The organism is Brevibacillus sp. Leaf182, from assembly GCF_001423865.2.
Classification (GTDB): Bacteria; Bacillota; Bacilli; order Brevibacillales; family Brevibacillaceae; genus Brevibacillus; species Brevibacillus brevis_C.
The window spans coordinates 221,532-243,271 of record NZ_LMPN02000020.1 but is presented as its reverse complement, the minus strand read 5'-3'; the positions used below and the strand labels follow the sequence as shown (position 1 = coordinate 243,271).

Genomic DNA, 21,740 nt, shown 5'->3' with positions numbered 1-21,740 from the left:
TCTTCTTTTTTGCTGTAGCGCGAAAATCTCCTTGACGAATAAGCATGTTCGTTATATCTTTAATTTAAGATATATCACAACCACAGTTTTTCCCCCACCTTGTCATGAACGGAACGTATTCAATCGGTTCTAATATCTCTAATTTGAGATATAGAGGAAGGGCGTTTCTACGGATTATTAGTAATGATGGGGTAATAATACGAGAGTAGCCAGTGTCTAGCTGGCAGAACGAATCGTCATTTTTTCAAAGGGAAAGGGGTACATCATTATGTATGATATCGTCATTATTGGAGCAGGACCTGCGGGATCGAGCGCGGCACTTTTTGCGGCAAAATCAGGCAAGAAAACGTTGCTTGTGGACAATGACAAGAGCGTAACAAAGCGGGCATTATTTTGGAATTACCTTGGTGTGATGGAAATGACAGGACCTGAGCTTGTAGAAACAGGGAAGCAGCAGGCGGTCAAGTATGGAGCCGAATTGGTGCAAGACAAAGTAACAAACATTGTGAAAAAGGAAAATGGCTTTGTCATTGAGACAGAGGACAAAGGGCAGTTTGAAGCCAATCAGGTCATCCTGACGACGGGGATGCTGGTGGACTTGGCGGGACAATTGGGAATTGAAACAAAGCCAGGGACCGAACCGCGTGTCAAAACGGTTATAGCGGTAGATAACAGCGGCAAGACGAGCATGGAAGGCGTTTGGGCCGCAGGTGTTTGTGCTGGTGCCGGCTTCCACGCCATTATTACTGCCGGAGACGGTGCCAAGGTAGCGGTCAATGTCATTAGTGAGCTGAATGGCGAAAGATATATCGACCATGATGTACTGCCAGCAAAGTAAAGGGGGCCTGAACAATGACAGCCTTTCGTAAAATAGAGGGGGTCTACAAGGGAGCCCCCTTCCATATGGTCGGAGACGGTTTTCGCGTCTCCAACTACTTTCCGTCGGGAAATCGGTTTGGGCAACGACTTAGTCCCTTTATCTTGATGGATTATAACGCGCCCTTTGTGTTTCCTCCCAGTGAGCAGGTCAGAGGCGTAGGAGCGCATCCTCATCGTGGATTTGAGACCGTCACCATTGCTTATGAGGGGTCCATTGAGCATCATGACAATCAAGGAAATCATGGCATCATTGGGCCAGGAGACGTACAGTGGATGACGGCAGGCTCGGGACTTTTACACAAGGAATATCATGAACGAGAGTTTGCCAAGCGCGGCGGACTGTTTCAAATGATTCAGCTCTGGGTGAACCTTCCCCGTGCAAACAAGATGCATTCCCCGAGATATCAGGAGCTGCTGTCTTCCCAAATGGGAAGAAGCGATTTACCCGATGGTGGTGGGAGCGTTCGCGTCATTGCAGGAGAATTCAACGGCATAAAGGGGCCAGCGCAAACATTTACGCCGATCCATTTGTTCGATATGGAGCTCAAAGTAGGTGGAAAAGCACAATGTAGCCTGCCAACGTCCTTTAATACCGCTGCTTTAATACTGCGAGGATCAGCCCGAGTCAACGAAAACCAGGTAGTCCATGAAGGGGATTTTGTCTTGTTTGAAAATGTCCCCGGAGAGATTCAGCTAGAAGGACAAGCAGACCGTACAATCATTCTTGTACTCAGCGGAGAACCGATCGACGAGCCGATTGTCATGCACGGTCCATTTGTTATGAATAGCCCGGAGGAAATCGCTGAGGCCTTTAACGATTATCAGATGGGCAAGATGGGAAATCCAAATTTCTAGTGGGGTGTCAGCCACCATACCCCCGCGCATTCCGGCAATGTCACCAGCTTTTCCCGAGCGACTCTGTTCCCGAGCTCCTCTCCAAAGAAAAACCGTGAAAGCTGTTCGGCTTCCGCTATGTCTGTAAACTGATAGTCCAAGCGAATCCATTTGTGAGAGAAGCCGTATTTGTTTTCTAACAAGGAATAGTACTGTGTAAGAAATTCGGGTGGGTGCGGTGTTTCATATCCAGTACCCATCGTCTCCATGATGACGATCGTGCCACCAGGACGAAGCACGCGCTTCATCTCCTGAATGATCTTTTCAAGATTGAGCTCGTTGTTGGGAACTTCTGAACTGGTAAGGTAACAAACCGTCCACCCCGCTACGAGGACATCTGCACTGTTATCGTCTGCGGGAAGTTCTCGATGATCCGCTACGCTGGTTTTCCAATTGGAAAGACCCGCTTTCGTCAGTTGATGCGCATTCACTTCTAGCATGGCAGCGGAAGCATCGAGAGCCAGAATGGACTTGGCATGAGGGGCGAGCACAGACGTAAGTCTTCCTGAGCCAGCTCCCAGATCGATTACATCCAGTCCCTTGATGGGGGTGATTTCTTCGATGACAGCGAGCAGACTTGGTTGTCTGGAAATCATCAGATCGTACTGTTCCGCTTGATTTTTATAAATTTGTTCGTGGTTTGGCATCGTTCACCCTCCAGTTACTTGATCGTACTGGAAAATATCGTAAAGCTTCACGCCACGTGAAGGTCAAGAGATAGAAAAAAGGATTCCGCCTGGCAGTCTTATGAGCTACAGGGGAATCCTTCTTTTTCATTTAGGAACGGACAGAAATTAAATCCTTCGCCAGTGCTACCATCTGATCATGAAGGGTAAGGTCCAGTTGAGTGCTTCCGGTGTGGTACGCGAGATGATAGAAGATTCCTTGATCATAGAACTCCATCTCATGGGCGTTTGTGACGATCAGATTTACTGCCTGATTTTTATCATCGTACTTGTAAAAGTTATACACATAAGAGCTGTTCGTCGTGATGATATGATGATAGAAAGTGATATCGTCAGTAAGTGACTCAACGCGCATGACGTTCCCAAACGAGTCCAGTCCAGAAGCAGATGGCTTCACGTGGGCCAAAGGATTTTCATCTGTCTCTGTCATACGTACGATGAAGAAATTTTCCGTTATCGGGACTTCGTTACCCTGCGCGTATGTCAGTTGTAGCTGGTGTCGTGGTACTTTTTCCGAGCCTGAGGCGAATGAGACGAGATAGGCCATCTCTTTTTCGACAGGAAAAGGTAGCTTCGTTTTATCCACTGGCTTGATTCGGCTTTGGAGAGACGAAGGCAATAGCGGTGTCATTTCCTGAATACTCATCGGCCGGTAATGCTTCACGTTTTCAGGATCTTGGGTCAGTCTGTGAATTTCGCTCTGGGCAAAAACATCTCCGCTAGCTTTTACGAGACCAGTGGAAGAGGAGCAACCGACAAGCAATAGAAACAGGCTCACTGCAAGGGAACTCACGACTTTTGGTCGAAAATTTCTCAAGGCTTTCCTCCTCTTATGCCTCCGCCCCCTTCGTTTGATTGACGAGACGAAGCATCTTATTCCCGACGTTAATAGCTGCTTGAATAATGTAGCCAGTCGTAAAAGACAGCACGACTGTTCCGTAATAAATCGGGCCATCTAACAGGAAACTTGCGCTAAGAAACATGCACGCCAGCAAAATTTCTGTCCGTCTGAATGTCCACTTTAATCTTTTCGACATAACCAGTACAAATGCCTCTTGGGGAGCTGTGCACACTTGCGTACACACATACAAACCGATACCGCTGCCGATACAAATGTTTCCGAGTGCCATGGTCAGAAGCGGCGGCAAGGAACGGATTGCAGCCATAAGCGCATCGATGGACCCGATCAAATCGACAAAGATGGAGATCAGCAACATGACCAAAATGGCACCGACAGTAATATAACTGCGATCCATGAAAAGGACGATGATGACAAAGGTCAGATTAATGGCAAACATCCAGAAGCCAATCGATATCCCGAAGTTTTGATACAGGGCAATAAACAGAGAATCATACGGGCTAAGACCAAATGATGTAATGGTCGTCATCATGTTGATCCCGAGCGCCAAAATCAATAAGCCTACGATAAACAAGAGGTATTCAAATTTTAAGCGAATCACAAAACACGACTCCTTTCATTCTACATAAGGAGAGCATAATGTGTGGAACGCTTTTCAGAGCAAGCGGAATGTGCTTTGATGTATGTAATAAGTACTGATCCGACTTAGAGGAGTAATCTGAGTGGCTAACATAAGAGAAATCGCGAAATTGGCAGGTGTATCCGTTTCAACCGTTTCCCGTGTGCTTAACAACCATCCGTACGTGAACGAGAAAAAACGCGCGGAGATTCTCAAGATTATAGAAGAGCAAAACTATGTTCAAAACAGTAATGCGGTCCACCTCTCTACGGGAAAAACGATGGTCATCGGTGTGACATTGCCTCTCGTCAATAACCAATACTACAGCTCCATTATCGAAGGCATTGCAGCAGAAGCAGTCCAGCATCATTACAAGCTGATGGTGTGCCAAACGAATAACAACCCCGAACAAGAACGCAGCGTACTACACTTGCTGAAAAATAAAAAAATCGACGGGCTCATCATGTGCTCCAGGTCCAGCTCTTGCGAAACGCTCAATGAATACGCAGGATACGGACCAATCATCACGTGTGAAGCTAATGATACCACCTCTGTTTCGAGTGTTCATATCGACCACTATCAAACGTTTCTGATCGGGATGGAGTACCTGATGAAGAAGGGGCATCACCGGATCGGATATTGTATCGGCAGAAAAAACAGTTTTAACAGTCAGCATCGCAAACGTGCCTATTACGAAAAGCTGCGCTCGATTTACGTGACACCCTCTCCTGAATGGTCGTTTGAAGAGTGTTTAACGATCCAAGACGGCAAGGATGTCGTGGGGAAATTGCTGCAAACAGAAGAGCGGCCGACAGCAATGATCGTATCGTGCAATCATATAGCGGCAGGGATCATCAAAGAAGCAAGCAGATTGGGGATTCGCGTACCGGAAGATTTAGCTGTAGTTGGTTGCGATGATCAGCCAATCGGAGAACTGCTAGAAATCACCACCGTATCCAGCTCCAGTACGTTAATGGGCAAATACGCATTTGAGATGCTGCATGAGCGGATTTGGACACAGCAGCAGGAGGGGAAAAAGGAAGAGATGGAACTGACGCCCATATTGGTAGAGCGACTGACGACGTAAAGCTTGAAAGATAGCACAATGGATCAAAAAAAATGCCAGTGATCTCCCGTATACTAAAAGAAAAAATAGGTGAAGGAAGTCAAAGATGGACACGTACAAGAGTACATTCGCAAGCGTAGGCTGTCAGAAAGGTGACGGGTGACGCCGAACTTGTGCAAAATACACGTCGCTACATTTACGGAACATGGTTGCCTCAATCGAGCTATGAGAGAGGCGAGGGACTCGAGCTTTCCTGAGGCGATGAAAATATCTATATATATCCCACTTCTCTAGACGTTTGTTCAACCGGACACAATGAATTTTACAGTACTTTCACACGCCATCCATTCCAGCTTTATACCCGTTTGCTACAGTGTAAATGTAAGAGCGAATGTACAGGAGGCGGGTAGGGTGGAAGTGCAGATTGAGCGCGTCGTAAGAGATGATTTTGCGGAAATGATCACGTTGGCGGATATGACATTACCCGATCGAATGAACTTGCATGAGCTGAAAAAGTATATGGAGCTGTTTCCTGAGCTGATTTTCAAGGCGACCTATAACGGCCAGCTCATCGGTTTTAGCTGCGCCGGCATTGATATGTACCAGACGACTGGCTGGCTTCTGTTCAGCAATGTGAGCAAGGAGTTTCAAGGTCAAGGCATCGGCAAGCGGCTTATCGAAGCCAGACTGCAAGCCCTGCGCCAGTTTCCAACACTTCGCACCGTGCGGGTTACGGTGAGTGAAACGAACGCATCCTCTATTCGTGCGTTGTCTGCCTATGGCTTCCGCCTGGCTCATGCTGAGCAGGATTACTACGGGCCGGGCAAGCATCGGAATTTGATGGAGCTGCCTATTTTGCCTATGATTCAATCAGAAAAAATAGAGTCGTCCATCGTGACTACCTAGGTGGATTCATGAAAAAAGCGGAGGAGCTAAAACCTATCCGCTTTTTTTATATGCTGTAGTGGAAGGAAGAAGTGCATTTCCAGTCTACGCTTCGGCCTACGCCCCGCAAGGGGATTGACTGGTCGCTCCTAAATGAATATCGGGAGCGCTTCAAACGTTGAAGTTTCGAGGAAGTATCTCATAAGTGAAGCTGAAATTCCCCGTTATTCATTTCTACGCTGGGTAGGGCTCCAGAGGCGCTTGGACTGGAAATGCACTTCTTCCTACGTAGCTTTGGTCAACCTTTTAAGAGTGATTCAAGAAGTGTAGCAAGTAAGCTTCTCTGCACTGACCTACAAAATGATTTAAAAAATGAATAATAACATTGCTGTAAAGAAGTACTGCCACATGTTTGGAAGGAGACCGCCCGAACGAAGAGAGGATACAGGCGACTGGAAAACATGTGGCAGGGCTTCGGGCTCCACATCTGTTGGAAGACAACAATAATTACCCCTTCGTAGCAATCAGCAAAGCCTCCAACACCTGCTGCCCAAACGCAGTAATCTGCGTCCCTTGCTTCTTGACCCCGATCGATACACATCCAGCGCGGTCCAGCACAGTCAGCTTTTGTCTGATTTGGGCTTCAGTTATGGAAGGGCCCTCCATTCTCGCGAGCAGGGCACTGCGTCCAATACGCTCCTGACGCTTGTAGCAATCGGACAGCACTTGCAGGATCGCTGCGTAATCTCCCAAGGAGCCTTGCCTGGACAAATACCGGATTGTATCTTCTAACGTATCATCCCGGTGAGAGAGAAGTGGCGGAGTAGAGACATGCCCCGCAAAAAAACGCTCCGGCAAATGAGCCAACTCCACCTGATTCCCTTCTGCGATGACGACTGCATAGTGAATGAAATTTTCCAGCTCGCGAATATTGCCTGGCCAATCGTAACGGAGTAGCTGTTCCGTCACTTCCCGTGAGAAGGACAGACGCTGCTTTTTTTTCTGCAAGAAATAATCGATCAGCACCAAAATATCATCGGGACGATCACGCAAGGGCTGGATGTGCAGGGGCAGGACGTTTAGTCTGTAGTACAAATCCTCGCGAAACGTCCCTTTTTTGACCATTTCCATCAGGTTGCAATTCGTAGCGGCGATGACGCGGACGTTGACTGGAATGACGCGATAGCCGCCTACGCGCATGACCTGCTTTTCCTGGAGAACACGAAGCAGTGACGCCTGGATGCTAAGCGGGGCATCCCCAATCTCGTCTAGAAAAATGGTCCCGTTGTGAGCCAGCTCGAACAGCCCCATTTTTCCGCCTTTTCGAGCTCCGGTAAAAGAACCTTCCTCGTACCCGAACAATTCGCTTTCTACCAAGCTCTCGGTCAGCCCTGCAAAATTGACGGGGACGAACGGACCGTCACGGCGTGTCGAGTGTTGATGGATGGCTTGGGCAAAAACCTCCTTCCCGGTTCCGTTTTCCCCTGTGATGAGAATCGTAAAGTCGCTTTCGGCCAGCTTGGTCGCGACTCGCTTGTTGGTCTGAATAGACGGGCTTTTGCCGATGATATTGTCAAACGAATACTTGGTCATCAGTCCGAGATTGGCACTCTTCGTCCGGATTTCCTGTTCGATCTGCTGTACCTTCGTCACGTCCTGAAAGGTAATGACAGCGCCAAGAAACTGGTCATCCAAGAACGTGGGGATCTTGGTCACCAAGAGATACAAATCGCGGAACTCCAATACTTGCTTCGTTACTTCCGTGTGTGACTCTACTACCTCCAGAATAAGAAATTCGGGAATGACTTCCGCTACATTTCGCCCGATGCAAGTGGTTTCAGCCATATGCAAAATTTTCTCGGCTTCTTTGTTCAGCACAGTGATATTCCCTGTGGCATCTGTGCCAATGATGCCTTCATGGACGGCATTTAAAATGGAGCTCAGCTTTTCATTCAGTTTCCGTTCATTGTGTACCGAGTTGGTCAGCTTACGCCCGATATGGACGAAATCACTGATGAAGTCAGCCGTGTACAGATTTGCCTTATCCGGAGACAGATCAAGCAGACGCGAAATATCAAAGATCGTCGTCAAATCCAAAGGGCGGTGGCCCAACTCAATGACGTTTTCAAAATGAGCAGGAATCAGCTCCCTGAGCCCATGACAGACAGCGACATCTATTTGATCTTTTTCAGGAAGCGGAGTCTTGGTATCGGGTACGTACGGCACAAATGTCAGATGAGAGAACCCGAGATGAAACAAGAGCTCAATCGCGCCTTCTACCATTTCGATGGAGTTGGACACAAATAGACAGCGCGTTCCTGGCGGCAAGTCCATGAGTTGATCCAATTTGTTAATGTCAATCGTGCGTCTTGCTAGTAGCACGGGGATGTCTGACGGAGGAACTGGCTGATCGTGCAAGAGGCTCGTGTCCGAAACGAGGATGAGATCAACTTCATCGTACACACTCGGGTGAAGCTGTTCTTGCATGTGGTTTCGAATGATGTCCAAGCGGTTACCGAAAAAAGACGTAAGCGTGTTTGCAAATAGCAGGCTGATGGTCTCCAGTCGGGTCATCAACAAGATGCATGGTTTCTGTTTTATCATGATGCGACTCCTTTATATCTGCCGAATAGCTTTTAGATTTGGGTGGAAATATTGGATTGAATATCAACAAAAAAACAACCTATATTATAACCTAAAAATCCAGAATTGTTCAGAAATGCTTAACTTTTATAACAATATGCTTTTGGCACAAATCTTGCTATACATCCGGTAGAGCAAAAAGAGATACTAGAAAAGACATCAAGGAGGATGATGTATCGGATGAATCCGTTCTTATACTTGGACGAGCATCGCGACGAAATAGTGCGAACATACAAAGATTTGCATCAATTGGCGGAGCCGAGCTGGCACGAGGAGAAAACGGCGAGATATTTGCGAGAGCGCTTGGAGGCGGCCGGTATTGCCGTCACACGCTTCGAGGGGCACCACGGCTTTTTTGCAGAGATTCCTGGAGAGAGTGCTGAAATCGTGGCTTTGCGCGCGGATATGGATGCACTTGTGCAGGAAGTGGATGGCGTGGTGAGACCGAATCATTCATGCGGACACGATGCTCACTCGACACTGGCTCTCTACAGCGCCCTTGCTATTCAAGCAAGCGGAGTGGTGCCGCCGAAAACGATGCGCTTTCTTTTCCAGCCTGCTGAGGAGAAGATGGGTGGAGCCTTGCAGATGATGAAGGATGGCGCCCTGGAAGGCGTGACAAAGCTGATCGGCGTTCATCTGCGCCCAGAAATGGAAGTGCCGTATGGTAGCGCTGCTCCGGCGATTTTGCATGGATCGTCTAGCTCCATCAAAGGGACGATTACAGGCTTGCAAGCACATGGGGCACGTCCAGCGCTCGGTAAAAATGTCATCGAAGCCGCTTCGTTTTTGGTTATGGCGTTGCAAAACATTCGCCTGCAAGACGGATGCTCTTTTTCCGTGAAGATGACCCAATTGCAAGCAGGGGGAGAAACGGTGAATGTCATCCCTGATCGAGCGACCTTTAGCCTCGATGTACGTGCCCAGTCCAATGAAGGCATGGCAGAATTGCGGAGAAAGACCGAGCATGCCATGAGTCAGACAGGGGCTTTGATGGGCATGGATGTGGAGTGGGAATGGTCGGGAGTCACACCGGCTGCGGTCGCCAATGCGAGTATGATCCAAGTAGCCAAAAAGGCAATTGGGCAAGTGCTGGGTGAGGACAAAATTGCCGATATATGCGTGACACCAGGCGGAGAGGACTTCCATTTTTACGCGATTCACCGCCCTGAGCTGGCTACCACGATGATTGGTCTGGGATGTGGGCTCACACCTGTTCTGCATCATCCACAGATGACCTTTCAGACAGATGCCTTGATTTATGGGGCGAAAATCATGACAGCTGCGATTTATGAAGCAGCCCAACATTCTTAGAGAACCGCTACATACGCAGGGGGTTACCTTATGACAGAGAGCAAGCAACTAAAAAAGAAAAGCTTATTTCGGCTAGACGCTTACGTCCTTTTGTTTTGCATCCTACTTCTATGTGCTTTGGCTACCTATGTGGTCCCGACAGGAGAATTTGACCGTGTAAAAAACGGCAATGTGACGACGGTTGTCCCGGGCAGCTATCATGCGGTGGAGCCAAATCCTACGGGCTTTATCGAGTTTTTTACCGCGATCCAGACAGGGATGGTCAAAGGCGCACCGATCATCTTCCTCGTTTTGTTCACAGGCGGTGCTTTAGCTGTTTTGGATAAGACAGGTGCACTCAACGCAGCGATTCTGACCATGGTCCGAAAATTAGGAAATAGAGAGTGGCTGCTGGTTATTTTGATCACTTCCGTCTTTTCCGTATTGGGTACGTTGGGTGTCATCGTTAATTCTGTTATTGCTTTCGTTCCGCTTGGCATCATGATTGCGCGAGCGATGAAAATGGATGCGATCTTCGGTGTGGCTCTCATTTATTTGGGTGTGTATGCCGGATTCAATACGACAATTGCTTTTCCAGGAACGCTGGGCTTGTCCCAAGAAATTGCGGAGCTGCCGCTGTTTTCAGGTATTGGCTACCGCACCATCATTTATGTTACGTTCGTGATCGTAACCATTCTGTACATCGGGCGTTACGCGCGGAAGGTTCGTCAAAACAAGAGTATCTTGGGGGACGAGCTCTTTCCTTCTGATAGTGGTTCAACCACGATGGAAGTAGACACGAAAAATGTTGATTTTACAACCCGTCACAAATTAATCTTGGCGTTTACGGGGATCGTTCTGATTGGATTTATCGTCTGCACGATCTTGTTCAAATGGGACGTAAACGAGATGTCCGGAATCTTTATTTTCATTGCGATCGGTGTAGGCTTGCTCAACAAGATGAGCGGCAACGATATCGCCAAAACATTCTTAAAGGGCTGTCAGGGACTGATTTATGGGGCTTTGATTGTCGGTATGGCACGTGCGGTCACGGTCATTTTGGAAGATGGGAAGTTCCTCGATACCATCGTGTACGGGCTTGCTACCATTCTGGAGCCGCTCTCACCGATGGCAGGGGCGATTGGAATGTTCCTCGGAAGCGCGGGGCTGCACTTCTTGATTTCGTCCGGTTCAGGTGAAGCTGTTATGCTGATGCCGTTGCTGGCTCCATTGGCCGACCTGATGGGCATTACGCGCCAGGTAGCCGTAGAGGCTCTGATGCTCGGAGAAGGTGTGGTCAACTGCATTAACCCGACCTCAGGCGTTCTGATGAGTATTTTGGCGATGAGTGGCATTTCCTACGGCAAATGGCTGAAGTTCATGCTTCCGCTCACAGCGGTATGGACAGTTCTCTCCATCGTGTTTATCGTAATCGGGGTCTTGATTAACTGGGGCCCGTATTAATCCGGCATCATTTGATGACAAGGAAGGCTTCGCCAACATGACTTGGCGGAGCTTTTTTTTTATGAAAATTCTTCTAGAAAAAATCCCCCAACGGCTACATAGCTTTGGGGGATTTCCTTTCCTCTATTGACCAATGATGATGCGTTCTTTCGGATAATGGTAGCGTACGATTCGGTCATTGCGCTTCAAGAAGAGGAGCAAATTGATAATCCCGATACGTCCGATCATCATCGTAATAATCAGGATGAGCTTGCCGCCTATGCCCATCTGAGCCGTGATCCCGGTAGACAATCCGGTCGTACCGAAAGCAGAGCAGACCTCGAACAAGACATACTGGAAAGGTAAATCCTCCAGCCAGACGAGCAGCATGACCGCTGTAAACACCAGGATGATCGCGATGAAAAAGACGCTGAAGGAGCGCTGAATGTCCTCATCAACCAGCTCTCTTCCGAACACCTTTACTTCCTTGTAACCACGCATGTTGGCAAAAACAGAGGCAATCAGGACGAAGAACGTCGTGGTTCGTATCCCCCCACCCACGCTGCTCGGGGAGGCGCCAATGAACATCATCCCGGAGAGCATGATGAGTGTTGTAGTCGACAAGAGGCTGATATCCATCGTAGCCAAGCCGCCGCTTCGCGAAGAGACGGAGTGGAACAACGAGTAGAATAACATTTCATGCCAGGTCTTATCGGCCAAAAACTGATTTCGTTCAAAAACGAAAATGAGCAGGGCGCCAATAGCGATCAAGGAAAAGAACGTCAGTGTCGTAATCTTGGTGAAGAGCGAAAAGGTGAAACGCACTTTTGCACGGCGATAGGAAAAGTACGTTCTCAGCTCTACGAGTACGGGAAACCCGATCGCTCCACAAATAATCAAGATCATCACGATAGTCTGAAACACGTAATCGTGGGTAAAGTCGAGCATGGAATTTCCGTGCAGGTCAAACCCGGCATTCGTAAAAGCGCTGACAGATGCAAAGTAGCCGTGATAGAACGCGGTGTACCAATCGTCGTAGTAGCCGGCGTAAATAAAATGACTGCCTAACAGGATGGTTCCCACCAGCTCGATCAAGAGCGCAATCACAAGAATATTGCGCATCAGGTCGACCAGACCGGACAATGTGGAGCGGTTGTGGTCCGTCGCGATCCAGATGCGCTGCTCCAGTCCGATTTTTTGACCCATGAGGATCCAGATGAACGTTCCGAGTGTCATGATTCCGACCCCGCCAACCTGAAAGAGCAACGTAAGAAAGAGAATCCCCCACTGGTTGAAAACCTCATGAATCGCAATGACAGTAAGCCCGGTAACGCTGATGGCACTTGCCGCGGTAAACAAAGAGTCAATAAATGAAAGAGAGACTCCCGGCAAGTGAAAAAACGGCAATGACAGAAGAAACGCTGAGATCAGGATGAGCCCAACGTAGGCGAACACGATGATTTGAACAGATGTCAATCGACGCTTTTGATTGGATGATAACAAAATAAATGGCCTCCTGAATAAGCTTCATGAGGATAATCATACCAAATAAATGAAGGGAAGCAAAAGCGCGGAAAAGATCAGTTGACAATGTATCCGCAAGAGTGGTAAAGTTCAGAATGTATTTATTGGAAATTCAAAATATTAATGGAAAGGTGGGCTAGTCATGAAAAGAATTGTACGTATGGGTCATTCATACAAGGGCATACATGACGTAACCCCACCATTGATACGAGCGTAGTATCGTTTTTTTGATCTCGTTAACATGGCGTAGGTTACATTTTTCGTAACTTGCGCCTTTTCTATTTTTGTTGAGGAAAAGGCATGTTGCTCACGGGCGATATGTCTTTTTTTGGCCTCTTTAAAAGGTCACCCATCCAGCTAAAGAGAGGGGAGAAACACGGATGTTCTCGGTTTTGGCAAAGCTTGATTGGTTTTTCAAGGAGCATTGGAAACGTTATACGGTCGCTATTCTGCTATTGATTCTGGGCGGCCTACTGGAGATTATCCCTCCAAAAATCATCGGGGTGGCTATTGATGAGATTCACCTGGGCACGCTGACTGGCGAGCGGCTGGTATCCATTTTGCTGTTTTTCGGTGTATTGTCTGTCGCGATTTATTGGGTCAATTTTATCTGGATTCGCAAGCTGTTTGGGGGAGCGTTTCTGGCGGAGCGGACGTTACGGTCGAAGCTCATGACGCATTTTTTGCGGATGACGCCAACGTTTTATCAGCGTAATCGGACGGGAGATTTGATGGCGCGAGCGACAAATGACCTCAAGGCTGTCTCGATGACGACAGGCTTCGGAATTTTGACGATGGTGGATTCGCTATCCTTTACAGGGGCGATTGTGCTGACAATGGGCTTCTTGATCAGTTGGAAGCTGACCTTAGCGGCAATCCTTCCATTACCGTTCATGGCTTATATCATCAAGCAGTATGGGAAAAAAATTCACGAGCGTTTTTCTACCGCACAAACATCGTTCGGCGAGCTGAACGACCGCGTGCTGGAATCCGTCTCCGGGGTTCGCGTAATTCGAGCCTACGTACAGGAAATGGCGGATCAGGAGCGCTTTCGCCAAAAAACACATGAAGTGTATCAAAAAAATATCGATGTGGCGAGAATCGATTCGTTAATTGAGCCAACCGTCAAAATATTGGTTGGAATCAGTTATATGATCGGCTTGATCTACGGTGGATACCTCGTGTTCCAAAGAGAACTGACCTTGGGAGAACTGGTCTCGTTCAACGTCTATCTCGGGATGCTCATTTGGCCGATGTTTGCGATTGGTGAATTGATCAATGTGATGCAAAGAGGAAGTGCCTCGCTGGATCGGGTCAATGAAACCTTGGCGTACGAAGCCGATGTGACGGATCACGACAGTCCGGTACATGTGGCGGTACCAGAAGTCATTCGGTTCGATTCCGTGACATTCCGCTATCCATCTGCGCAGGTTGACCAGCTAGTGGATGTCTCCTTTACTCTTGGTCGGGGTCAAACGCTAGGAATCGTCGGGCGTACGGGAAGCGGGAAATCCACGCTGGTGCGACAACTGCTTCGTGAATATCCGATCGGACGGGGAGCCATCAGTGTTTCGGGAGAAGCGCTAGAACAGATTAGTCTGGATAACATCAAGAGCTGGATCGGCTATGTACCCCAAGAGCAGATTCTGTTCTCGAAGACAGTCCGCGAAAACATCCTGTTCGGGAACAACGAGGCAACAGAAGAAGAATTACAGGAAGTGTTGAAGCAGGCCGCATTTGCCCGGGATGTGCAGCTATTGCCCGAAGGCTTGCAAACGCTCGTTGGTGAAAAAGGAGTAGCCCTTTCAGGTGGGCAAAAACAGCGGGTCTCAATTGCTCGGGCTCTTTTGGTCAATCCGGAAATATTGATTCTCGATGATGCCATGTCAGCGGTGGATGGCAAAACCGAAGCAGAGATGATCACGAATATTCGCCGGGAGCGTGCAGGCAAAACAACACTGATCACCACACATCGTTTAACGGCTGTCCAGCATGCAGATTGGATTCTCGTCATAGACGAAGGACGAATCGTCGAGGAAGGTACACATGCACAGCTATTGGAGCTGGGCGGTTGGTATAAAGAACAATTCGAGAAACAGCAGATTGAAGCGACGCTGACAGAAAGCGGGTGAATGAATGACGACAGGGAAACGGCTAGTCCACTATGCAGCGATTTTTAAAAAGACGATCCTCTTGGCGGTATTGATGTTGTCCATCTCGGTTGGGGCAGAACTGACAGGACCGTTTTTGGCGAAAAAAATGATCGATACGCACATCATGGGCATTGAATTCCCTTGGTATGAGACGGCACAGGGTGAGGATTCCGTGCTGTACAAAGGGAAGTATTACACCAGACAGGATCACTTGGCAGCAGGTGAGAGCAAAGGTGGGGAAGTTCGTGTTCTGCAGGTGGGGCGCGACTATTATTTCTTGAATCAGGCGATTTCGTATGATGGGCAGCGCTCCATTGAGAATGGGAAGCTCGTCATTGTCAAAGGTACGGATCGAGCAGAGTATTCAGCGACGCTCTTAAGCAATCAGGAGATTTTCGAATTTTTCCGGCCAGAAACAAACGGCTTGCTCACGCTGGCTGCCCTTTATTTCGGATTATTGGTAGTTGCCTCGCTTTTCCATTATGGACAAAAGTTCTTATGGCAAAAATCGGCGAATCAGGTCATCGAGAGACTGCGCATTGATGTGTTCGCGCATATTCAACGATTACCTATTCAATATTTCGATCATCTCCCTGCCGGGAAGGTGGTTGCTCGTGTCACAAACGATACGGAGGCAATCCGTGAGCTGTTTACGAATGTTCTCGGCAACTTTATTACGAGCGGGATTTATTTAATCGGGATTTTCTCGGCGCTGTTTTTGCTTGATGTACGACTCGCGCTCGTTTGTCTGGTCATTTTGCCAATCATGGTCGTGTGGATTTACTTGTACCGTAAGTACGCTTCTGCATTCAACCATGTCATTCGGGCACGCATCAGCGACATCAACGGGATGATTAACGAGTCGATCCAAGGGATGCCGATTATTCAGGCGTTTCGCAGGGAAAAGGAAACGATGCGGGAATTCGGCGAACTGAACGAAGATCTGTTCACCTACCAAAATAAAATGCTGCGGCTCAATGCGACCGCTTCGTTTAACCTGGTTCAGTTCATCCGCAATATCGCGTTTGTTTTATTCATCTGGTATTTCGGCGGGGCATCCCTCGGGATAGGTACACTGCTCTCGCTGGGTGTCCTCTACGCATTCGTCGATTATCTCAATCGCTTGTTCCAGCCGATGACACAGATCGTCAACCAGTTGGCGAACCTGGAGCAATCTCTTGTCGCGGCGTCGCGAGTGTTTGAACTGCTGGATGAAGAGGGCATTGACGTTGATTCTGCAAAAGTTCCTTGCTATCAAGGGAATGTTCGCTTTGACGATGTTTCTTTTGCCTACAAAGACGATCAATACGTGCTGAAAAACATTTCATTCGAAGCATGGCCAGGTGAGACAGTGGCACTGGTTGGTCACACGGGCTCGGGAAAAAGCTCGATTATCAATCTGTTACTCCGCTTCTATGATGTAAACAGAGGAGCGATTATGATTGACGGGCGCAATGTGCAGTCGTTTTCCAAGCAGCAGCTTCGCCAGCACATGGCCATTGTTTTACAGGACCCGTTTTTATTTACAGGAACGATTCGTTCTAATGTGAGTCTCGATGATCCGTCGATTTCGCCGGAAAAAGTGGAGAAAGCCTTGTGCGATGTAGGGGCAGACCAACTATTCCGCAGTCTCCCGCAAGGATTCGATGAACCTGTTATCGAGAAGGGCAGCACGCTTTCCCTCGGACAGCGTCAGTTGATTTCATTTGCGCGTGCTCTCGCGTTTGACCCGGCTATCCTCATTCTGGATGAAGCGACTGCCAGCATCGACACGGAAACAGAGGGTATTATTCAAAATGCACTTGAGGTGTTGAAAAAAGGAAGAACGACCTTCATCATTGCTCATCGCCTGTCTACGATCAAAAATGCGGATCAAATTCTCGTACTGGATAGAGGCACAATTGTAGAGCGAGGAAAGCATGAAGACTTGATGGAGCAGCAAGGCAGGTACTATCAGATGTATCAAATGCAGCAAGGGAACAAAGAAGTGCGGGTGCAAGAGGCCGTACACAAGCAAGGAAGTGCCCCGGCGCTGACCTAGTTTTTTCTACTCTTTTTGCCTCTTGAACGGTAAGATAGAGCATAGAAGTATGGACTTTTCAGGAGGGATCATCATGCCACATCTTATCGTTCGAGGCATTCAAGCAGAACAAATGGCTACGATTAGCGAATCGCTTGCAGGGGAGCTTGCTGCACTCTGCCAATGCGGCACAGACAATTTTACGATCGAATGCTTGCAAACGACAGGCGTTTTTGGCGGGAAGATCGTGGAGTCGTTTCCTTTTATCGAAGTAGCATGGTTCGAGCGGGGGCAAGAAGTTCGTGACCAGTTCGCCCAGATTGTAACGAAGCATGTCTTATCTCTTGGCATCCCAGAAGTGGAAATGGCATTTGTCGCTTATCAAAAAGAAAGCTACTATGCCAACGGAGAGCATTTCTAAAGAGAAGCCGACAGGTGCTGTCGATTTCCCGGGAAAGAATCAAGACATTCGACAAGCGTACAGACAAATAAATGAATACAAGCATGGAATGAGGGTGTTCCTTTCGTAAGTACGAGGTTTTTCGTGCGAGACGGGTGGAACACTCTTTTTATTTCGAGCGAATTTTTGCTCCTATAGCCAAAAATTTCTAAAATAGGTGTCACAAATGAAGGTTTTTAATTGTTATTCATAGTGAGGGGAGGGCAAACAGTGGAAAAAACAGAGATAGAGCGCCTGCTGATTGAAATAAAAGCCGGTTCTCTTGAGCAATACGAACTCATTATCGATCACTATCAACAACCGATCTTTACATACTGCTATCACATGCTCGGTCACCGTCAAGATGCAGAAGACGCTGTCCAGGAAGTCCTGTTTCGTGCCTACGAGCATCTTGACCAGTATACATACTCGCTGTCGTTTTCTGCATGGCTGTACCGAATAGCTTATAACCATTGTGCGAATGTGCTAAAGCGCAGGAAATTAAGCCGCGTGTTGCCCTTTTTGTACAACCGGGATCAGGATGGACGTAATTATGTCGAGGAGAGCATCGACAGCAACTATTTCGGGGAGCCGCTCGAACGCATCTGGAAACGACTGTCCGCGGAAGAACGCACACTCATTTTCTTGCGTGTGCTAGAGGAAAAAGAGTACGAGGAAATTGCGGAGCTAATGGACAAAAAGCCTGCGTCGCTGCGCAAACAATTCGAACGCGTTTTGAAAAAGTGCAAACGTTATTTGCCAACGATGGAAGGGGTGGCCGCTAATGGACAAAAATCCGTTTAAAGGCATGCATGACATGCTAAGAGCAAAGCCAGTCCCGAAAGTCGATGTCAAACATAAAGTCATGGCAGCGATTCGTGCCAAGGAAAACAAGGAGGAAAAAGTCGTGAAAAAGAAAATCGGGTTGCTGGTTACTGTAGGTATGCTGGTTGGAGCGTCTTCCGTATGGGCGGGAGTAGAAATGATTCAATTGAAAAATGAGAAGGGCGAAGTGGTTTACGAGGTAACGCAGCATACTGATCAAGAACAACAGCGATTGATTCAGCAAATGCCCCCAGAGGAACAGGCGAAAATAGAAGCGAGGAAGAAAATGGATGAGCATCGGGATGAGGTCAATAATGAGATTATTAATGGCTTGAAGCCTGGAACCTCAGTCGCTATATACTGGAAGCCAACAAAAGATGAGGAAGAAATCCAAAAGAACATAACCTGGTCCATATATAAACAACCGTATATCACAATGGTATCTATGCCGATGACTTATAAAACATGGAAGGAGATGGAGCCGGTTGTAGGGAAGATGTTCACGCTTCCAACCGAGCTTGCTGGAGGCTTCCGTTTCGATGAAGGTGACGTACACTATGAGGAAAACTACGAGTACGAAGTGGATCTTGAAGCACTGAAGGCAAAAGCCATCAAAGAAAACAAAGATTACGCCTTTACAGAAATTCCGTCAAGCAACAAGTACGATTTTACCAGTGTCGCCTATAAGTCTGAGAAAGGCAGTGTAAGGGTAGAGGTACGAATAGCTGACGGAGGCAAAGCGGGAACAAATGCAGAGGCAATCGAAAAAATCATGATTGGCAACAATGAAGCGGTTCTCACGACACACACTTCTAAAAATAGCGATAATTTCCATTGGATCACCTGGGTAAAAAATGGGACCAAACTGAAATACTCTGTGCGTGCTGGTGAGGAAGTCGTATCTAAAGACGAGCTGATCAATATCGCCAAGCAGATCAACGAGATCAAATAATCGAAGATAAAATACAGGAGTACCACAAAGCGCCAGTTTGCCTTGTGGTACTCCTCTTCTATCTCTAATTGCTTATGTCACCCAGCTTGTTTGCCTTTTTGCCCATCAACTGCTTCAAGCCATCCATATTAATCAGGATAATCCCAACAATAATCGTAATTCCCCCGGCTAACGACAGGAGATAAAGTGGCTCATTATACAGGATGACGCCCAAACTTAAGGCAATCAATGGAGAGATATAGAGCCACGTGGATGGAAACACAGGGGTGGTTTTGGCTACGAGCCAATAGAATATGGTGTGCCCCATCATGGAACCAACGAGGATCAAGTACAGAAGCGAGAGGATCGCATTAGCCGTTAGCATCGATTCGATATGCACTTGCTCCGTAAATAACGATAAGACAAGCAGCATCGCTCCTCCATACATCATCTGTGCCGCATTCAAAGCGATGGGTGAGGTATCTTGAAACCGCTGGATCACACTACGGGAGTAAACTGCACCAGCAGAATAAAAGATTTGCCCGAACAAAACCGCTATGCACCCAGCGAGCCACAGGAAGCTGAATGAGATAGTCGTCGCACCGGGTAAAATCAGCAAGACGACACCGACAAATCCAACAAGACAACCAGCCCACGATATGGCAGAGAGCTTTTGCCGTGAAATGCCTGTCTGAAGCAACATGACCATGAGCGGTGCTGTTGCCGATAAAATCGCGGCAATACCTGAGCTTATATGCTGCTCCGCCCAATATAAGGGAGCAAATGTCCCAAACGTTAAACCAATTCCGGTAAGAAACATCTCTTTATGGAGCAGCAGCGAGAGACGCGCCTGTTTTTTCCAGAGCATGAATGAAAATAAAATGACACCTGCCAAAAAGAAGCGAATACCAGCAGAGAAAAACGGCGACGCCCCCGCATCAATCCCGACTTTGATTGCCAGAAAGGTCGTTCCGAATATCAAGCACATGACCACATAATTAAGCAGTACCATTATGATTCCTCCCTTTTCCTCATCATAACGGAAAGGGAATAGAACAGATAAAACCGAATAGAACAGATGCGAAGATCAATCCATTATCATGGGAGAAAGGGGGGAGCTTGCATGAAAAGGGAGGCTCTTTCAAACAGCCATTCTGATAAGCTGTTCGAGCAAGTGTATGAATATCTTCTGGACCGAATCAGACGCGAAGAGTGGAGGGCACATGAGAAGCTCCCTTCTGTTCGAACGTTGGCTTTGGAGTTACATGTGCATCGCCTGACGGTTTTTAAAGCATTTCAATTATTAAAGCAAAACCGCCACGTGTATGTGAAGGATAAGTCGGGGTATTATGTACAACCGAGCAGCCTGCTGCCAGTGGAGTCGATGGATGATCCAATCGTTTCTGCCTATGTGCACAAGAGCCATCTTTCGGAAATTCATCAGGTGCAGGCGACCTATCAATTTTCCAAAGCATTGATCGAACCGAATTTATTACCAAATCATTACTTTTCGGAGTACGTGAAGAAAGTGTTTGATCTGTATCCAAAGGTGCTGGGGACCTACTCAACCACACAGGGAGATCAGGAGCTGCGAGAAGCACTGTGCAGCTATTATGTCAGCCGTTATCATTTTCACCTGTCACCCGATGAACTGATGATTACATCTGGTTCGCAGGAAGCGATTGATTTGGTTGCCAGAGTCCTTGTAAAGCCGCGTGATGTCGTGTTGCTGGAAAGACCAACTTACAGTCCTGCCATCGATGTCTTCAGAAGACAGGGCGCCAATATGATTCCCATCGAGATTACGCCGCATGGATATGATTTGGAGCAGGTTGAACTGGTGATGCAAAAAGAAAAACCGCGCCTGTTTTATCTCAATCCGACCTTTCACAATCCGACGGGCTATACGGTTCCCGCTGAACAGCGGAAGAGACTGGTGGAGCTGGCTGCGAAGTATCAGTGCCTGATCGTAGAGGATGATCCGTGCCGCGATATTTACTTTGGTGATGAGCCCCCACTGCCGTTTTTTTCTTATGACACGGCAGGCTATGTCATCTATCTGCGCAGCTTTAGCAAGTACATCGCTCCGGGGCTGAGTATTGCGACTGTGGCATGCCGACCATCTATTATGAAGTATTTGATTCAAGCGAAATCACTGTCCGACAGTGGAGCGCCCCTGTTGAATCAAAAGATTTTTTTGCATTACTTCTTCTCCGAAAGAATGCAGCAGCATTTGGCGAAGCTGCGGATTGCATTGGCCATTCGCCGGGATATCATAGAGGAAGAGCTAACAGTGACCGACTGGGAGTGGTCCAGCCCACCAGGAGGCTTTAATTTATGGGTGAAGCTGCCTGATTCCATCCCGATGGAAAGTCTTCTGGCCAAATGCATAGAGCAATCGATTACGTTTGTGCCCGGCGCGATCTGTGACCCACAACGAGAGTTAAGTTCATGGATACGCATCAGTTATTCTTATTTGAATGAACAACAACTGCGGGATGGATTGCAAAGGCTCATCCGTACGGTTCGCCTGTTGGATATAAAGGAATGAAGAAAAAGGCTGCCGACATGATGGTCGACA

18 protein-coding genes and 1 pseudogene are annotated in these 21,740 nt (G+C 47.8%); 13 read left to right on the top strand and 6 right to left on the bottom strand.

Annotation, left to right across the window (positions count from 1 at the left end):
* Window positions 1-268: 268 nt before the first annotated feature.
* On the top strand, window positions 269-838 hold the full coding sequence (locus ASG16_RS11690) for an NAD(P)/FAD-dependent oxidoreductase (RefSeq protein WP_056490639.1): 570 nt from the start codon (window positions 269-271) through the stop codon (window positions 836-838).
* Between the two features lie 14 nt (window positions 839-852).
* A complete protein-coding gene (locus tag ASG16_RS11685) occupies window positions 853-1,734 on the top strand; it encodes a pirin family protein (RefSeq protein ID WP_056490635.1) in 882 nt (293 codons plus the stop codon).
* Here the strand turns inward: ASG16_RS11685 and ASG16_RS11680 are convergent.
* The 3 genes from ASG16_RS11680 to ASG16_RS11670 form a co-directional block, all read right to left on the bottom strand.
* Complete coding sequence (locus ASG16_RS11680; protein WP_056490633.1) at window positions 1,731-2,420, bottom strand: class I SAM-dependent methyltransferase; 690 nt, start codon at window positions 2,418-2,420, stop codon at window positions 1,731-1,733. The genes ASG16_RS11685 and ASG16_RS11680 overlap by 4 nt on opposite strands.
* 130 nt (window positions 2,421-2,550) lie before the next feature.
* Window positions 2,551-3,276: a hypothetical protein gene (locus tag ASG16_RS11675; RefSeq protein WP_056490630.1), complete on the bottom strand. Its 726-nt coding sequence runs from the start codon at window positions 3,274-3,276 to the stop codon at window positions 2,551-2,553.
* Between the two features lie 13 nt (window positions 3,277-3,289).
* Window positions 3,290-3,919 carry a YczE/YyaS/YitT family protein gene (locus tag ASG16_RS11670; RefSeq protein ID WP_048031251.1) on the bottom strand — a complete coding sequence of 210 codons (630 nt, stop codon included), beginning with the start codon at window positions 3,917-3,919 and terminating at the stop codon, window positions 3,290-3,292.
* A gap of 121 nt (window positions 3,920-4,040) precedes the next feature.
* Between ASG16_RS11670 and ASG16_RS11665 the strand changes: the two genes are divergently transcribed.
* From ASG16_RS11665 to ASG16_RS11655, 3 genes and pseudogenes are all read left to right on the top strand, one after another.
* The gene (locus ASG16_RS11665) at window positions 4,041-5,024 is read left to right on the top strand and encodes a LacI family DNA-binding transcriptional regulator (protein ID WP_056490627.1); all 984 of its coding nucleotides are present in this window, start codon (window positions 4,041-4,043) and stop codon (window positions 5,022-5,024) included.
* A gap of 128 nt (window positions 5,025-5,152) precedes the next feature.
* A pseudogene (locus ASG16_RS31220) lies at window positions 5,153-5,297 on the top strand (AraC family transcriptional regulator); the annotation flags it as partial.
* A 117-nt stretch (window positions 5,298-5,414) separates the two neighbouring features.
* On the top strand, window positions 5,415-5,909 hold the full coding sequence (locus ASG16_RS11655; RefSeq protein WP_056490625.1) for a GNAT family N-acetyltransferase: 495 nt from the start codon (window positions 5,415-5,417) through the stop codon (window positions 5,907-5,909).
* A gap of 486 nt (window positions 5,910-6,395) precedes the next feature.
* On the opposite strand, the gene ASG16_RS11640 is transcribed toward ASG16_RS11655, so the two are convergent.
* On the bottom strand, window positions 6,396-8,492 hold the full coding sequence (locus tag ASG16_RS11640; protein WP_056490623.1) for a sigma-54 interaction domain-containing protein: 2,097 nt from the start codon (window positions 8,490-8,492) through the stop codon (window positions 6,396-6,398).
* A gap of 219 nt (window positions 8,493-8,711) precedes the next feature.
* On the opposite strand from ASG16_RS11640, the gene ASG16_RS11635 reads away from it, so the two are divergent.
* On the top strand, window positions 8,712-9,845 hold the full coding sequence (locus ASG16_RS11635) for a M20 peptidase aminoacylase family protein (protein WP_056490622.1): 1,134 nt from the start codon (window positions 8,712-8,714) through the stop codon (window positions 9,843-9,845).
* Between the two features lie 30 nt (window positions 9,846-9,875).
* Window positions 9,876-11,288, top strand: a complete 1,413-nt coding sequence (locus tag ASG16_RS11630; RefSeq protein ID WP_056490619.1) for a YfcC family protein — start codon at window positions 9,876-9,878, stop codon at window positions 11,286-11,288.
* 123 nt (window positions 11,289-11,411) lie between these two features.
* Here the strand turns inward: ASG16_RS11630 and ASG16_RS11625 are convergent, their stop codons facing one another.
* A complete protein-coding gene (locus tag ASG16_RS11625) occupies window positions 11,412-12,770 on the bottom strand; it encodes a TrkH family potassium uptake protein (RefSeq protein WP_056490616.1) in 1,359 nt (452 codons plus the stop codon).
* Between the two features lie 401 nt (window positions 12,771-13,171).
* Here ASG16_RS11625 and ASG16_RS11620 point away from each other — a divergent pair, with 401 nt between their 5' ends.
* The 5 genes from ASG16_RS11620 to ASG16_RS11600 all read left to right on the top strand — a co-directional run bounded on the left by ASG16_RS11620 (window position 13,172) and on the right by ASG16_RS11600 (window position 19,180).
* Window positions 13,172-14,923: an ABC transporter ATP-binding protein gene (locus ASG16_RS11620; RefSeq protein ID WP_056490613.1), complete on the top strand. Its 1,752-nt coding sequence runs from the start codon at window positions 13,172-13,174 to the stop codon at window positions 14,921-14,923.
* A gap of 4 nt (window positions 14,924-14,927) precedes the next feature.
* Window positions 14,928-16,985: an ABC transporter ATP-binding protein gene (locus ASG16_RS11615; protein WP_056490610.1), complete on the top strand. Its 2,058-nt coding sequence runs from the start codon at window positions 14,928-14,930 to the stop codon at window positions 16,983-16,985.
* A 73-nt stretch (window positions 16,986-17,058) separates the two neighbouring features.
* Entirely contained in the window at window positions 17,059-17,385 is a 327-nt protein-coding gene (locus ASG16_RS11610) for a DUF1904 family protein (RefSeq protein WP_056490607.1), read from the top strand.
* Between the two features lie 249 nt (window positions 17,386-17,634).
* On the top strand, window positions 17,635-18,207 hold the full coding sequence (locus ASG16_RS11605; RefSeq protein ID WP_056490606.1) for an RNA polymerase sigma factor: 573 nt from the start codon (window positions 17,635-17,637) through the stop codon (window positions 18,205-18,207).
* A complete protein-coding gene (locus ASG16_RS11600; RefSeq protein ID WP_056490603.1) occupies window positions 18,188-19,180 on the top strand; it encodes a hypothetical protein in 993 nt (330 codons plus the stop codon). Before ASG16_RS11605 ends, ASG16_RS11600 begins: the two co-directional genes overlap by 20 nt.
* Before the next feature lie 64 nt (window positions 19,181-19,244).
* Here ASG16_RS11600 and ASG16_RS11595 read toward each other — a convergent pair whose 3' ends face one another.
* A complete protein-coding gene (locus ASG16_RS11595) occupies window positions 19,245-20,171 on the bottom strand; it encodes a DMT family transporter (protein WP_056490602.1) in 927 nt (308 codons plus the stop codon).
* A 111-nt stretch (window positions 20,172-20,282) separates the two neighbouring features.
* On the opposite strand from ASG16_RS11595, the gene ASG16_RS11590 reads away from it, so the two are divergent.
* The gene (locus ASG16_RS11590; RefSeq protein WP_056490600.1) at window positions 20,283-21,710 is read left to right on the top strand and encodes an aminotransferase-like domain-containing protein; all 1,428 of its coding nucleotides are present in this window, start codon (window positions 20,283-20,285) and stop codon (window positions 21,708-21,710) included.
* Window positions 21,711-21,740: the final 30 nt, after the last annotated feature.